The organism is Stenotrophomonas sp. AS1, from assembly GCF_048957655.1.
In the GTDB taxonomy this organism is placed as follows: Bacteria; Pseudomonadota; Gammaproteobacteria; order Xanthomonadales; family Xanthomonadaceae; genus Stenotrophomonas; species Stenotrophomonas bentonitica_A.
Window position 1 is genome coordinate 83,899 of the sequence record NZ_JARVXM010000009.1, and the last position, 13,673, is coordinate 97,571.

The 13,673-nt window shown below is 67.1% G+C and carries 13 protein-coding genes; 3 read left to right on the forward strand and 10 right to left on the reverse strand.

Features of this window, described 5'->3' with window-relative positions; all coding sequences use genetic code 11:
• Window positions 1-99 precede the first annotated feature (99 nt).
• From PV764_RS17505 to dusA, 4 genes are all read right to left on the reverse strand, one after another.
• A complete protein-coding gene (locus PV764_RS17505; RefSeq protein WP_019185515.1) occupies window positions 100-1,524 on the reverse strand; it encodes a sensor histidine kinase in 1,425 nt (474 codons plus the stop codon).
• A gap of 20 nt (window positions 1,525-1,544) precedes the next feature.
• A complete protein-coding gene (locus tag PV764_RS17510) occupies window positions 1,545-2,228 on the reverse strand; it encodes a response regulator transcription factor (RefSeq protein ID WP_019185514.1) in 684 nt (227 codons plus the stop codon).
• Window positions 2,229-2,305: 77 nt separating this feature from the next.
• The gene (locus PV764_RS17515; protein ID WP_046272358.1) at window positions 2,306-2,674 is read right to left on the reverse strand and encodes a hypothetical protein; all 369 of its coding nucleotides are present in this window, start codon (window positions 2,672-2,674) and stop codon (window positions 2,306-2,308) included.
• 212 nt (window positions 2,675-2,886) lie between these two features.
• Window positions 2,887-3,903: a tRNA dihydrouridine(20/20a) synthase DusA gene (gene dusA, locus PV764_RS17520; protein WP_399619868.1), complete on the reverse strand. Its 1,017-nt coding sequence runs from the start codon at window positions 3,901-3,903 to the stop codon at window positions 2,887-2,889.
• Between the two features lie 169 nt (window positions 3,904-4,072).
• Between dusA and PV764_RS17525 the strand changes: the two genes are divergently transcribed.
• On the forward strand, window positions 4,073-5,029 hold the full coding sequence (locus PV764_RS17525; RefSeq protein WP_070426418.1) for a cation diffusion facilitator family transporter: 957 nt from the start codon (window positions 4,073-4,075) through the stop codon (window positions 5,027-5,029).
• Window positions 5,030-5,050: 21 nt separating this feature from the next.
• On the opposite strand, the gene PV764_RS17530 is transcribed toward PV764_RS17525, so the two are convergent.
• Window positions 5,051-5,887: a cupin domain-containing protein gene (locus PV764_RS17530; RefSeq protein ID WP_421117170.1), complete on the reverse strand. Its 837-nt coding sequence runs from the start codon at window positions 5,885-5,887 to the stop codon at window positions 5,051-5,053.
• 111 nt (window positions 5,888-5,998) lie between these two features.
• Here PV764_RS17530 and PV764_RS17535 point away from each other — a divergent pair, with 111 nt between their 5' ends.
• Window positions 5,999-6,424 (forward strand): organic hydroperoxide resistance protein, encoded by a 426-nt coding sequence (locus tag PV764_RS17535; RefSeq protein WP_019185509.1) that lies wholly within the window; start codon window positions 5,999-6,001, stop codon window positions 6,422-6,424.
• 186 nt (window positions 6,425-6,610) lie between these two features.
• On the opposite strand, the gene mmsB is transcribed toward PV764_RS17535, so the two are convergent.
• The 5 genes from mmsB to PV764_RS17560 are packed head-to-tail and all read right to left on the reverse strand — an operon-like array spanning window position 6,611 to window position 12,161.
• A complete protein-coding gene (mmsB, locus tag PV764_RS17540) occupies window positions 6,611-7,501 on the reverse strand; it encodes a 3-hydroxyisobutyrate dehydrogenase (RefSeq protein WP_421117171.1) in 891 nt (296 codons plus the stop codon).
• Entirely contained in the window at window positions 7,498-8,673 is a 1,176-nt protein-coding gene (locus tag PV764_RS17545; RefSeq protein ID WP_399619859.1) for an enoyl-CoA hydratase/isomerase family protein, read from the reverse strand. Before PV764_RS17545 ends, mmsB begins: the two co-directional genes overlap by 4 nt.
• A complete protein-coding gene (locus PV764_RS17550; protein ID WP_102788851.1) occupies window positions 8,670-9,467 on the reverse strand; it encodes an enoyl-CoA hydratase in 798 nt (265 codons plus the stop codon). Before PV764_RS17550 ends, PV764_RS17545 begins: the two co-directional genes overlap by 4 nt.
• Window positions 9,464-10,630 (reverse strand): acyl-CoA dehydrogenase family protein, encoded by a 1,167-nt coding sequence (locus tag PV764_RS17555; protein WP_421117172.1) that lies wholly within the window; start codon window positions 10,628-10,630, stop codon window positions 9,464-9,466. Before PV764_RS17555 ends, PV764_RS17550 begins: the two co-directional genes overlap by 4 nt.
• Before the next feature lie 25 nt (window positions 10,631-10,655).
• Window positions 10,656-12,161: a CoA-acylating methylmalonate-semialdehyde dehydrogenase gene (locus PV764_RS17560; RefSeq protein WP_019185504.1), complete on the reverse strand. Its 1,506-nt coding sequence runs from the start codon at window positions 12,159-12,161 to the stop codon at window positions 10,656-10,658.
• A 66-nt stretch (window positions 12,162-12,227) separates the two neighbouring features.
• Here PV764_RS17560 and PV764_RS17565 point away from each other — a divergent pair, with 66 nt between their 5' ends.
• On the forward strand, window positions 12,228-13,643 hold the full coding sequence (locus PV764_RS17565; protein WP_421117173.1) for a helix-turn-helix domain-containing protein: 1,416 nt from the start codon (window positions 12,228-12,230) through the stop codon (window positions 13,641-13,643).
• The last annotated feature ends 30 nt before the right edge of the window (window positions 13,644-13,673 follow it).

A 13,673-nucleotide genomic window follows, 5' to 3' on the forward strand; every position in this document is an offset into this window, starting at 1 on the left:
GGTCGTGGGCCACCAGCGCCTTGGAAATGCCGGGCGATCCAGATCGATGATGCACCCTGCAGACCACGGGTAGGTACCGACCGCTGGTCGGTACAGCCTTTACGGCCCCGGCGGCAGCTTCACTTCAAAGCGCGCACCACCCAGTTCCGGCGAACGCGTCACCTGCAGTTCGCCACGGTAATCCTTGATCAGGTCCTGCACGATCGACAGGCCGATGCCGTGGCCCTGCACGCGCTCATCGCCACGCACGCCACGCTGCAGCACCTTGGCGATGTCTTCCGGTGCGATGCCCGGGCCATCATCGTCCACCGAAAGCACCAGGCCTGCGCGACGCGCACCGGGCGCCGGCAACGGATGCGCGGTCAGCAGCACGCGACGCTTGGCCCACTTGAAGGCGTTCTCCAGCAGGTTGCCGAGCAGCTCCTGCAGGTCACCAGGCTCGCCATGGAAACGCGCGGCCGGATCGATGTCGAATTCGCACAGCACGCCCTTCGAGGCATACACCTTCTCCAGGCCACGCACGATCTCTTCGGCGTTGGACTCGATCGGCAACGGCGCGGAGAACAGCTTGTGGCCGGACGACGCCGCGCGCGCCAGCTGGTAGGACACCAGGTTGTTCATGCGCCGCAGCTGCACGTCGAATTCTTCGCGCAGATCCTCATCGCGCGCGCCGCTGTCGAGCTGCGTGCGCAGCACCGCGAGCGGTGTCTTCAGGCTGTGCGCGAGATCGGCCAGGGTGTTGCGCTGGCGCTCGAGGTTTTCGCGCTCGCTCTCGATGAAGGCGTTGATGCTGTCGGTCAGCGGCTCCAGCTCGCGCGGATGGCGTTCGCTCATGCGCTCGGTTTCACCGCGCTGGACCTTGGTCAGTTCGTTGATCACGCGCCGCATCGGGCGCAGGCTCCATTGCAGAATCACGGTCTGCAGCAACAGCAGGATCAGACCGATGCCACCCAGGTAGAACCACACCCGCCCGCGGAACACGCGCAGCTGCGCGCCGAGCGCGCGCGAGTCTTCGAGCACGTAGATCGTGTACGGGAATTCGGTGGCCGGGTCGGCGTCGGCATCCCAGACCAGGCCCATGCCATAGCGGTAGGCCGAGCCCTCGCTGCCGTCGATCTGGATCATCGGCAACGGGCCTTCGAAGACTTCCTGGCGCGGAGCCAGCATGCCGCCGCCCACGGTGGGCAGCATCGGGCCTTCGGCGGACATGGAGTTGCCCTTGCCGTCGGGCATCACGACCTGCAGATAGAGGCCGCTGCCGGGAACATCAAAGCGCGGATCCGGTGGCTGCTCGCGGATGTACAGCGAGCGGTCGCGGGTGAAGTCGATGCCGGCCGCGTAGGCGGTGGCGTAGTTCTTGAGGCGCTCGCGCAGGTTGGCCTTCGCGGTATCGGCGAAGGCGGCGTCCAGCGCGTAGCCGGCCAGGGCCAGGAAGGCCACCAGGCCCACCGAGGCGGCCAGCAGCTGGCGCGCCTGCAGTGAGCGCGGCCGCCAGCGTTTAAAGAACCACAGACGGCCGGACATCATCTATCGCCAGCCGCAGCTCAGCCTTCGTTGCGCGGAATGGCGAAGCGGTAACCGCGGCCACGCACGGTTTCGATCGGCTTGAGTTCGCCGTCGGCATCGAGCTTCTTGCGCAGGCGGCCGATGAAGACCTCCAGCACGTTCGAGTCGCGGTCGAAATCCTGCTGGTAGATGTGTTCGGTGAGGTCGGCCTTGGAGACCAGTTCACCGGCATGCATCATCAGATACTCGAGCACCTTGTACTCGTAGCTGGTGAGGTCCACATTGCTGCCGTTGACGCTGACCGTCTGCGCGGCAAGATCCAGCGCGACCGGGCCGCATTCCAGCGTCGGCTTGCTCCAGCCGGCAGCGCGGCGCAGCAGCGCATTGACGCGGGCCAGCAGCTCTTCCACGTGGAACGGCTTGACCAGGTAATCGTCGGCGCCCTGCTTGAGGCCCTCGACCTTGTCCTGCCAGCTTGAGCGCGCGGTCAGGATGAGCACGGGGAACTTCTTGCCCTCGTCGCGCAGCGCCTTGATCAGTTCCATGCCCGACATCTTGGGCAGGCCCAGATCGATGATACCGACGTCGAACGGTACTTCGCGGCCCATGTACAGACCTTCCTCACCGTCCTGCGCAGCATCGACGGCAAAGCCTTCGCGCTTGAGCCGGGCTGCCAGTGTTTCCCGCAGCGGGGCTTCGTCTTCGACCAGAAGGATACGCATGAACTCTCCCTAGTGTCCTGGGTATGGCCCCATGGGGCCAGTGGGTAATGCAGATGACTGCGGACAACTATCCCTGTTCAGGGGTTATCGCCGCGTAGTGATGACATATCCGAGCGCGGCGTGCGGGGCTGTGAACGCGATGTCGCCGGATCGTCCATATAGCGGACGCGACCGCGATCATCCATGTACTTCACCCGGTTGATATCGCGCCCATCGAAGGGCACGCGCTCGGCGCCGAGGATGTGTCCACCGGTAGTACGTTGCACCCGACGCACCGCGTCGGACAGCGAGCGCTCCTGCGGGCCACCACGTTCGGCCGTGCGCATCATTTCGGCACGGGCCGCTTCCGGCGGTGGCATCTGTGCCCACGCACTGCTGGAGGCAGCGGCGCCCGTCGCCAACAGGGCGAAGGCGGCAATGCGGCGGTGGCGGGTCACGGAGAACATCGGTCTGATCCTAGCGGAGCGCGGCTAAACGTTCAAAAGTTGTGAATCGGCAACCGCCAGCCTGGGCCGGCGCTTTACGAATCTTTAGCGAATTCTTGGTTTTAGCCAGTGAATCCGATCTGAACTTTTCCAGCTGCCTCCCCGCGCCGTTCATATAAGTGAACATTGGCGGTCAAAGCGGGATGCTTGTCAAGCCGACAAGGTGACGCGGCTCACGCGGCGACGCGTTCGGCCTGCGCCCGGGTCACTGCCAGCGCCTGCTCGATCAGGCTCCAGTCGGCCCCGACCCGGTGCGAGCCCTCGCTCAGGATCTGGCGGAAGGCGCGCCCACCGGGCTGCCCATGGAACAGGCCCAGCAGGTGGCGGGTGATGTGCTTGAGGGCCAGCCCGCTGGCCAGCCGGGCCTCGATGTAGGGCTGCATCGCGCGCAGCAGGGCTTCGCGAGGTTGCAGCGCGGCGCCGGTCTGGGCGGCCTCGAGCTGATGCAGCACGTAGGGATCGTGGTAGGCCGCACGGCCCAGCATCACCCCGTCCAGGGCCGGCAGCTGGGCCTGCGCTGCCTCGACCGTGGCCAAGCCGCCGTTGAGGACGATCTGCAGCTGCGGGCGGTCGGTCTTGAGGCGGTGCGCCCAGTCGTACCGCAGCGGCGGCACTTCGCGGTTTTCCTTGGGCGACAGGCCCTTCAGCCACGCGTTGCGGGCATGTACCACGAACATCGCACTCCCGGCGTTGGTCGATTGATCGACGAAGTTGACGAAGGTTTCGTAGTCGTTGTCGTCATCCACGCCCAAGCGGCATTTCACCGTGATCGGAATGTCCACCGCGGCAACCATCGCGCCCACGCACTCAGCGACCAGCGCCGGCTCGCGCATCAGGCAGGCACCGAAGCGGCCGGCCTGCACGCGGTCGGACGGGCAGCCGCAGTTGAGGTTGACCTCGTCGTAGCCCCATTCCTGCGCGATACGCGCAGCCTGGGCCAGCAGGGCCGGATCGCTGCCGCCCAGCTGCAGGGCCAGCGGATGCTCGCTGCCGTCGAAGCCGAGCAGGCGCTCGCGGTCGCCATGGATCACCGCGTTGGCGTGCACCATCTCGGTGTACAGCCGTGCGCCCGGTGCCAGCAACCGATGGAAGTACCGGCAATGGCGGTCCGTCCAGTCCATCATCGGGGCGACGGACAGGCGCAGGGAGGCGGCGTAACGCGCGGCGGCGTCGGTGATCGGCTGGGTCATGGGGCGCGGGGCTGTCTGGATTCACTGGCAATGCCAGCGCAATCAATAGTTTACCCCCTTCCCATGAACGCTGCCCGAGAGTGCAGCCGGCGGCCGGATCGCGCGCGGAGTACCCGCCTGCAACGACGGCGGTAGACAATGCAGCCCTGCACGTCCCTCCCAGGCATCCATGCCCGCACTCCGTCTGCCCAGCTTCGACCCCACCACCGAGCAAGGCGTCCTGCGCCTGTCGATCGCCGCCTCCCTGGCGATGGCTGCCGCAGCCGTGGCGTTCGGCCTGTTGGCCAACTCCTCGCTGATCATCTTCGATGGCATCTACGGGCTGATCGACGTGGTGATGACCTGGCTGTCGCTGCTGGTGGTGCGCCTGATCAGCCTGTCGACCCACGTCGATACCCTGCAGTCGCGCTTGAACCAGCGCTTCACCATGGGCTTCTGGCACCTGGAGCCGATCGTGCTCGGGGTCAGCGGCACGTTGATGATCGGCGCGGCGCTGTATGCCGCGGTCAATGCGGTGGATGCCCTGATGTCCGGCGGACGCGAGATCGCGCTGGGGCCGGCGATCCTGTTCGCGGTGATTTCGATCGTGGCCGAAACCGGCCTGGCGCTGTTCGTGCGCCGGGCGAACCGGTCGATCGGCTCGGACTTCATTGCCCTGGATGCCAAGAACTGGGTCGTCGCGGCCAGCATGTCGGCGGCGTATCTGGTCGCCTTCGTCGGCGGCTATGTGCTGGGCGGCACGCCGTGGGCGTGGCTGGTCCCGTACATCGATCCGGCGATCCTGCTGGTGGTCTGCCTGTTCGTGGTGGTGGCGCCGATGGGCACGGTGCGGCAGGCACTGTCGGACATTCTGCTGATCACGCCGCTGGATCTGCAGACGCACGTGGACGAGGTGGCGCGCGACATCGTGGCCAGGCATGGCTTCCTGGAGTACCGCAGCTACGTGGCCAAGGTCGGGCGCGGTGAGCAGATCGAACTGTTCTTCGTGGTGCGCGCCGATGATCCGCCGCGGGCGCTGATCGAGTGGGACCGGCTGCGCGATGAGATCGGTGAGGCGCTGGGTGAGGAATCGCCGGACCGCTGGCTGACCATCATGTTCACCACGGATCGGGAGTGGGCGATCTGAGCGAGGCCAACGGGCGTCGCCCTATCGCTCGGTTCCCGCGCTGCCCTGCTTCCACTGCCGCGGCGACTGCCCGGTCTGCGCCTTGAACGCGCGCGACAACGCCGCTTCGCTGCCGTAGCCCACATCGATGGCGATGCGCTTGAGCGGATGGCCGCGGCGTAGCGCCTGCTGTACCAGGCGAGTGCGCCAGCCCTGCAGATAGTGCCCGGGCGTGCTGCCGATGGTGTCGCGGAAGCTGTCGGCGAAGGCGCTCCGTGACATGCCGGCGCGCTGGGCAAGCGACTCCAGCGTCCACTCGTCGGCGGGTGCTTCATGTATGGCCACCAGCGCGTGGCGCAGGCGCGGATGGGCCATGCCGGCCAGCAGGCCGACGCGGATCTGGCCGCTCTCCATCAGCGCGCGCAGGATCTGGATCACCACCACTTCAAACAGGCGATCCAGCAGCGCCTGGCGGCCACAGCGCTGCGCGAAGGCTTCTTCGAACAACAGCGACAGCACCGGCTGGCCGCCGTACAGGCCGTCCAGCGGCAGACAGACGATCGGCGGCAATGCTGCGGCCACCGGGTTGTTGGCGCCGCCTTCGAACTGCAGGTTGGCGCAGGCAAAGTCGGCCCCCCGGGTGGCATCGGTGACGAAGCGGTGCGCGAGCGGGCGCGGGTACAGCAGTACGCTGGGCGTGGTGATCTGCAGCACGCTGCCGTCCGGATGCTCAACGCGCACATCGCCGTCGCGGATCAGATGCAGTTGGCCGCGCTCGCCGTCGGCGGGCAGATCGTTGATGCCGCACAGCGCGCCGGCATGGAACACCTCGGCCGACACCGCGAAGCGGTCCAGCAGGGATTGCAGTCGATCGACCATTGGCGGACTCCAGATCAAGTTTTCTGGACGAAATGTTGCCATAAGTACAACACAGGCGCGCAAAGTACACCTGCCATCTGGCCCACCCCTTTCACTCCGCAGGAGATTCCCATGTCCATTGCCAACGTTCTGTACACCGCCCAGGCCACTGCCAACGGCGGCCGCGACGGCCGCGCCGTCTCTTCCGACAACGTGCTGGACATCCAGCTCTCCACCCCGCGCGAGCTGGGCGGTGCGGGCGGCCCGGGCACCAACCCGGAGCAGCTGTTCGCCGCCGGTTACTCGGCCTGCTTCCTGGGCGCGCTGAAGTATGTGGCCGGTCAGGCCAAGGTCGCTCTGCCGGCTGAAACGCAGATCACCGGCAAGGTCGGCATCGGCCAGATCCCGACCGGCTTCGGCATCGAAGTGGCGCTGGAGATCTCGGTTCCGGGCCTGCCGCGCGAGCAGGTCGAAGAACTGGTGCAGAAGGCCCACATCGTGTGCCCGTACTCCAACGCGACCCGCGGCAACATCGACGTGACGCTGACGGTGGTCTGAAAAAAAATGGGCGGCTGCCTGACTTGATCGTCTGGCAACCGCCCATCCCACCGCGGTGGATCCCGTGGGCGTACCCATGGGATGCATCTTGTTCTGTTGCAAAGACAAACGGTCGCTGCCTACCGGTGAAGCCGGATGTCGCCGGTTTCGATAGTGACGTTGCCGGCCAGCGGCCGGCACTACCCGCTACTTTTCGTGCGTGATCAGCTGCACCACGCTGGAGAAATCCAGCTTGCCGCGACCGGCCTGGTGATTCATCGAATACAGGTTGCGGGCCAGCTCGCCCAGCGGGATCGAGGCGCCGACACTCATCGCCGCTTCCACTGCCAGGCCCATGTCCTTGAGCATCAGGTCGCTGCCGAAGCCGCCACTGTAGCCGCGCGAGGCCGGGGCGTTCTCGAGCACGCCGGGCCACGGGTTGCACACTTCGGTCGCCCAGCTGCGGCCCGTACTGACCGCCATCATCTGCGAGAGCACCTTCGGGTCCAGCCCGTGCGCGACGCCCAGCGCGATCGACTCACCGGTCACCGCCATGATCACGCCCAGCGCCATGTTGTTGCACAGCTTGGCGACCTGGCCGGCACCGCTGGCGCCGACATGGAAGATGTTCTTGCCCATCGCCTGCAGCAGCGGGCGGGCGCGTTCCAGCGCCTCGGCTTCGCCACCGACGATGAAGGTCAGGGTGCCGGCCTGGGCACCGGCAGTGCCGCCGGAGACCGGTGCGTCCAGCATCTGCAGGCCGCGCGCGGCAGCGGCTTCGGCGACCTTGCGGGCGGTGGCCGGCGCGATCGTGCTGCAGTCGATGACCAGCGCGCCGCCGGGGATGTCGGCCAGCAGGCCGTCGTCACCCAGGTAGACGCCTTCAACGTGGCGGCTGGCCGGCAGCATCGAGATGACGATCTCGGCCCCGGTCAGCGTATCCAGTGCCGAGCTGGCGGCGGTGGCGCCGGCATCGACGGCGGCCTGCACGGCGGCGGGCACCAGATCGAACACGCGCACCGCGTGACCGGCCTTGGCCAGGTTGGCGGCCATCGGGCCACCCATGTTGCCCAACCCGATGAATGCAATACGGCTCATGCGCGGCTCCTTTCAGGGACGGTGGCACCGAGGTCGGCCAGCGGATGCGCGGCATCCGACCACGGCGAAACGAAGAAGGTGCGGGCCCACTCGGCCGTGGCTTCGGCCAGCGTGCGCGGCTGCCACTGCGGGGTGCGGTCCTTGTCGATCAGCAACGCGCGGATGCCTTCGGCGAAGTCGCCGTGGGCGGCCGCATGCAGTGCTGCGATGTATTCGATGCGGTAGACCTCGGCCAGCGAAGCGCCCTCGGCCAGGTGCTGCAGCTCGAACGCGAGCCGCGCCGAGCCGGGCGCACCGGCGGCAAGTGTGGCTTTCGCAGTGCTCAGCCAGGCATCGTCCGTTTCCAGCGCAAGAATCGCCTCGACGATCGCACCAACGTCGTCACCGGCGCACAGCGCGTCCACGGTGGTGGCATTGCGCAGCAGCGGACCGGTGGCCGCATCGCTGGCGTGTTGCTGCAGCAGTGCGGTCAGTTGTTCGTGGTTGCGCTTGGCCTCGCGGCTCCAGTGCACGTCCGCCAGCGCATTGAACACGGTCTCGCGCTGCGCCTCGGCGATGTGGATATCCGCCAGCCCGGCGTAGATCGCATCGCCGGCGTTGAGCGGTGCACCGGTCAGGGCCAGGAACAGGCCGCCGTGGCCGGGTACGCGCGGCAGCAGCCAGCTGCCGCCCACATCCGGGAACAGGCCCACGGTGATCTCCGGGAACGCCAGCCTGGAGCGCTCGCTGACCACCCGGTGGCTGGCGCCGGACATCAGGCCGATGCCACCGCCCATGACGATGCCATGGCCCCAGCACAGGATCGGCTTGGGATAGGTGTGGATCGCGTAGTCGACGCGGTACTCGACGTCGAAGAATTCCGCTGCGTAGGCGTTGTCGCGGATGTCGGTCTTCCCGCTGTCGCGGTAGTCGACCATGCTGCGGTACAGGCTGTGCAGATCGCCGCCGGCGCAGAAGGCTTTTTCGCCGGCGCCCTGCAGCACCACCAGCGCGATGCCGTCATCAACGGCCCAGGCCTCCAGCCGCTCGCGCAGCAGATGTGCCATCGGCAGCGAGAACCCGTTGAGTGTGCGCGGGGCATTGAGCGTGGCGATGCCGATGCGCGTGCCGTTGGCGGCGGCGCGCTCTTCGAACAGCACCGGCGCCTCGTCGTTGGCGACGGCGGTGCTCATGCGTTCTTCCACTGCGCGGCACGCTTTTCCAGGAAGGCGTTCACGCCTTCAGCCTGGTCGGCGCTGTCGAACAGATCAACGAAGGCCTCGCGCTCGGCCACCAGCGCCGAGGCGTGGGTGCCTGTGCGGGTGGCCTGCACCAGGGTCTTGCAGGCGGCGATGCTGGTCGGGCTCTGCTTGCCCGCTTTGTGCGCCCACGCCAGGGCCAGTGCCTTGGCCTCGCCCTTGCCCACCTTTTCTTCCACCAGGCCGATACGCAGTGCGGTGTCCGCGTCGATGCGCTCGCCCAGCAGGATCATGCGCTTGGCCCAGCCTTCGCCCACCAGGCGCGGCAGGTTCTGGGTGCCGCCGGCGCACGGCAGCAGGCCGACGGTGGCCTCGGGCAGCGCCACCTGGGCGTGTTCTTCGATGATGCGCAGATCGCAGGCCAGCGCGCATTCCAGACCGCCGCCCATCGCGTAGCCGTTGATCGCCGCGATGGAGACACCACGGAAACCGGACAGCGCTTCAAAGGCTTCGCCAAAGCGACGTGCCGCTTCACGTGCGGCGGCCTTGTCGCCGGAGGCGAACTGCTTGAGGTCGGCACCGGCGGAGAAGAACTTCTCGCCGTCACCGGTGATCACCAGCGCGTAGATATCGCGGTCCGCATTGAGCGCGCCGACCAGATCGCGCAGCGCCGAGAGGCTGTGCACGGTCCAGGTATGCGCCGGCGGGTTGTCGAGGGTGATGACCGCGACGTGGCCATCGGCCTCGACCTTCAGGCCGACGTGATCATGCTGGCGCCACTCCATCATCGCAGTTCCTCTTCAGTGTTGAGCAGGTGGCGGGCCACGATCACACGCATGATCTCGTTGGTGCCCTCCAGGATCTGGTGCACGCGCGAGTCGCGCAGCAGCCGTTCAATCGGGTATTCACGGATGTAGCCGTAGCCGCCGTGGATCTGCAGCGCGTCGTTGCAGATGTTGAAGCCGGCATCGGTGGCGAAGCGCTTTGCCATCGCGCACCACACGTTGGCATCGCTGGCGCCGGCATCGAGCTTGCGCGCGGCGGTGTGCACCATCTGCCGTGCGGCGACCAGCTGGGTGGCCATGTCGGCCAGCTTGAACTGCAGCGCCTGGAACTCGGACAACGCCTTGCCGAACTGGCGGCGCTCGCCCATGTAGCGGCGGGCGGCATCCACGGCGCCCTGGGCTGCGCCCAGCGAGCACGCGGCGATGTTGATGCGGCCGCCGTCCAGGCCCTTCATGGCCAGCTTGAAGCCACTGCCTTCCTCGCCGAGCAGATGGCTGACCGGCACGCGCACGTTCTCGAACGTGATGCCACGGGTCGGCTGGCTGTTCCAGCCCATCTTCTCTTCCTTGCGGCCGTAGCTGATGCCGGGCAGATCAGCCGGCACCGCGATCGCGCTGATGCCACCGGCACCGGCACCGCCGGTGCGCGCCATTACCACCAGCAGCTCGGTGGCACCGGCGCCGGAGATGAAGGCCTTGGAGCCGTTGAGCACGTAGTGGTCGCCATCACGCACCGCGCTGGTCTTCAGCGAGGCCGCGTCCGAGCCGGCACCCGGCTCGGTCAGGCAGTACGAGGCCAGCTTGATGCCTGACGACAGGTCTGCGCCCCATTCGGCACGCAGACTTTCCCGCCCCCATTTGGCCACCATCCACGAGGCCATGTTGTGGATGCTGACATAGGCCGCCGTGGACGGGTCCACATTGGCGAGCTCCTCGATGACGACGGCGGCGTCCAGACGGCTCAAGCCGCTGCCGCCGACCTCGGGGTCCATGTACAACCCACAGAACCCGAGTTCCCCTGCCTTGGCGATCGCCTCGCGCGGAAAGATGCCCTCCGCATCCCATCGCGCGGCGTGCGGCGCCAGTTCGGCCTGGGCGAAGTCACGCGCTGCCTCTCTATAGGCCTGCTGCGCTTCGTCGAGTTCCGTCGTCATCGAGTGGCTCATGGTCGAACTCCGTTGTTGCGGTTGCTTACTTCAGGCTGATGGTGGTGTTGACGCCATGACCCAGCGTCTCGTCATCGAACCAGCGCGATGTGATCGTCTTGGTCTGGGTGTAGAACATCACCACCTGCTTGCCATACGGGCCCAGGTCGCCGAGCTTGGAAGCGCGCGAGCCGGTGAACGAGAACAGCGGCACCGGCACCGGGATCGGCACGTTGATGCCTACCTGACCGACGTCGATGTCTTCCTGGAACTTGCGGGCGGCCGCACCGGACTGGGTGAACAGCGCGGTACCGTTTCCGTTCGGGTTGGCGTTGATCAGTTCGATGGCGTCTTCCAGCGTGTCCGCTTCCAGGATCACCAGCACCGGCCCGAAGATTTCCTCGTCGTACACGCGCATGCCCGGCTTGACGCCGGCGAAGATGGTCGGGCCCACGAAGTTGCCCTTCTCGAAGCCATCGACCTGCGGATTGCGGCCGTCGAGCACCAGCTTGGCGCCCTGCTCCACGCCCGAGGCGATCAGGCCTTCGACACGCTCACGCGCGGCGCAGGAGATCACCGGGCCGACATCGGTACCGGCCACGCTGCCACCGCTGACCTTCAGCGTCTTGGCCTTGGCCACCAGGTCCGGCACCCACTCGCGCGCTTCGCCGACCAGCACCAGGGTGGAGGCGGCCATGCAGCGCTGGCCGGCCGCACCAAAGGCGGCACCGACCATCGCGTTGAGGCTCTGTTCCTTGTTGGCGTCCGGCAGCACCACGGCGTGGTTCTTGGCGCCCATCATGCACTGCACGCGCTTGCCGGCCAGCGAAGCGCGGTTGTACACGTGGGTGCCGACGCGGGTGGAACCCACGAACGAAACGGCCTTGATGTCGGGGTGATCGCAGATCGCGTTGACCACGTCTTCGCCACCGTGGACGACGTTCAGCACGCCCTTGGGGATGCCGGCTTCCAGCGCCAGTTCGACCAGGCGCATGGTGACCATCGGGTCCTGTTCGGACGGCTTGAGGATGAAGGTGTTGCCGGTGGCGATGGCCATCGGGAACATCCACAGCGGAATCATCGCCGGGAAGTTGAACGGGGTGATGCCCGCACACACGCCCAGCGGCTGCAGCAGGGTGTAGGTGTCCACGCCGTTGGCCACGTTGTTGGCCAGCTCGCCCAGCTGCAGGTTGCCGATGGCGGCCGCGTGCTCGACCACTTCCAGGCCGCGGAACACATCGCCTTCGGCGTCGGGCACGGTCTTGCCCTGCTCGGCGCTGAGGATGTGGGCCAGCTCGCTCATGTTCTCGCGGATCAGCTGCTGGTACTTCAGGAAGATGCGCGCACGGGTGCCGATCGGGGTCTTGCGCCAGGTCTTGAACGCTTCCTTGGCCGAGGCGACGGCGGCGTCGACTTCGCCGGGGGTGGCAAACGGGACTTGGGCCAGGACGTCCTGGGTGGCCGGATTGACCACGTTCTGCCAATGCGAGCTGGCCGATTCGATGAACTGGCCATCGATCAACATGCGGATACGGGGCGCTGCAACAGTCATGGACAATCCCGGCGGGTCGAAAGTTGTTGGCATTATTCACAGTGCCACCCTCGATTTCCGGCCTGTATGCGCTTAATCTGGCCAATTCCCGCTACGATTCTTGTGAATTCTGTGAATAGCCTGCCCGTCCAACGCCAGATCGGCCTGCGCCTGCTCAAGCTGCGCGAGCAGCGGGGCTACAGCCAGCTCGCGCTGGCCAAGGCCCTGGGGCTGTCGGCCAGCTACCTGAACCAGATCGAGCGCAACAAGCGGCCACTGACTCCGGCGGTGCAGGGCAAGCTGCGCGAGGTGCTGGGTGACGTCAGCGAACTGTTCGAGGTCGATGACCCCGGTGCGCTGCAGGAATCGCTGGGCGAGACCCTGCGCGATCTGGGCCTGGCCGATGTCAGCAGCACCGAGCTGCGCGCCATGGCCGGCAACCTGCCGCAGATCAGCCGCGCCCTGCTCGACCTGCACCGCCGCCACCTGATGCTGCGCGAGCATGCCGCCGCGCTGGAGTTCCAGCTGGGCGATGTGCATGCCGGGCAGGCGCTGCCCGCGGGCGACCAGGTGCGTGACTTCTTCAACCGCATGCACAACCACATCCCCGAGCTGGACGACCTGGCCGAGCAGCTGTTCAGCGAATGGGGGCTGGTGGCCGGGCATGTCGCGCCGCGCCTGCGCCAGTTGCTGGCCGACCGCCATGGCGTGCTGGTGGAAGTGGGACCGCTGCAGGCTGGCCGCGAGAAGCGCGTCTACGATGGCGGCAGCCGCACCCTGTGGCTGCCCGATTACCTCGAACCGGGCCAGCAGGCGTTCCAGATGGCGGCCGAACTCGCCCTGCTTGGCTACGCCGCGCAGATCGATGCGGTGATCGCACGCGCGGGCTTCGGCGAAGCGGAGCAGATCGCCCAGGCGCGGATCGGCATGTCCAACTACTTCGCCGGCGCGCTGGTGATGCCGTACGCGCAGTTCCTGCGTGCCGCCGAGCACAGCGCGTATGACATCGATGCGCTTGCCCATCGCTTCGGCGTCGGCTTCGAGGCGGTCTGCCATCGCTTGAGCACGCTGGCCCGGCGCAGCGCGCCCGGCCTGCCGTTCTTCTTCATCCGCGTGGACCGCGCCGGCAATGTCTCCAAGCGGCACTCGGCCACCGACTTCCACTTCTCACAGGTGGGCGGCTCGTGCCCGCTGTGGATCGTGTACGAAGCCTTCAACCAGCCAGGCCGCGTGCTGACCCAGACCGCGCGCATGCCGGACGGGCGCCGCCACTTCTGGCTGGCGCGGCAGGTGAGCAGCGGCCCGATCGGGCACGGCCAGCCACGCAAGACCTTCGCGGTGGCGCTGGGCTGCGACCTGCAGCATGCCGAACGGTTGATCTACACGCGCGGGCTGGATATCCAGAGCCCGGGCAACTCGGTCTCGATCGGCCCGGGCTGCCGGGTCTGCCCGCGCGAAGACTGCATGCAGCGCGCGTTCCCACAGCTGCCGGGACGCGGGTAGCGTCGACCGTTGGTCGACATGCGTCCGGTG

What these genes read in the sequence shown, in the direction of transcription:
- PV764_RS17555 (WP_421117172.1), bottom strand. Translation starts at nt 10,630, where the DNA reads ATGAGCCACTCGATGACGACGGAACTCGACGAAGCGCAGCAGGCCTAT.
- PV764_RS17505 (WP_019185515.1), bottom strand. Translation starts at nt 1,524, where the DNA reads ATGTCCGGCCGTCTGTGGTTCTTTAAACGCTGGCGGCCGCGCTCACTG.
- mmsB (WP_421117171.1), bottom strand. Translation starts at nt 7,501, where the DNA reads ATGAGCCGTATTGCATTCATCGGGTTGGGCAACATGGGTGGCCCGATG.
- PV764_RS17545 (WP_399619859.1), bottom strand. Translation starts at nt 8,673, where the DNA reads ATGAGCACCGCCGTCGCCAACGACGAGGCGCCGGTGCTGTTCGAAGAG.
- PV764_RS17525 (WP_070426418.1), top strand. Translation starts at nt 4,073, where the DNA reads ATGCCCGCACTCCGTCTGCCCAGCTTCGACCCCACCACCGAGCAAGGC.
- PV764_RS17560 (WP_019185504.1), bottom strand. Translation starts at nt 12,161, where the DNA reads ATGACTGTTGCAGCGCCCCGTATCCGCATGTTGATCGATGGCCAGTTC.
- PV764_RS17510 (WP_019185514.1), bottom strand. Translation starts at nt 2,228, where the DNA reads ATGCGTATCCTTCTGGTCGAAGACGAAGCCCCGCTGCGGGAAACACTG.
- PV764_RS17550 (WP_102788851.1), bottom strand. Translation starts at nt 9,467, where the DNA reads ATGATGGAGTGGCGCCAGCATGATCACGTCGGCCTGAAGGTCGAGGCC.
- PV764_RS17515 (WP_046272358.1), bottom strand. Translation starts at nt 2,674, where the DNA reads ATGTTCTCCGTGACCCGCCACCGCCGCATTGCCGCCTTCGCCCTGTTG.
- PV764_RS17535 (WP_019185509.1), top strand. Translation starts at nt 5,999, where the DNA reads ATGTCCATTGCCAACGTTCTGTACACCGCCCAGGCCACTGCCAACGGC.
- PV764_RS17565 (WP_421117173.1), top strand. Translation starts at nt 12,228, where the DNA reads ATGCGCTTAATCTGGCCAATTCCCGCTACGATTCTTGTGAATTCTGTG.
- dusA (WP_399619868.1), bottom strand. Translation starts at nt 3,903, where the DNA reads ATGACCCAGCCGATCACCGACGCCGCCGCGCGTTACGCCGCCTCCCTG.
- PV764_RS17530 (WP_421117170.1), bottom strand. Translation starts at nt 5,887, where the DNA reads ATGGTCGATCGACTGCAATCCCTGCTGGACCGCTTCGCGGTGTCGGCC.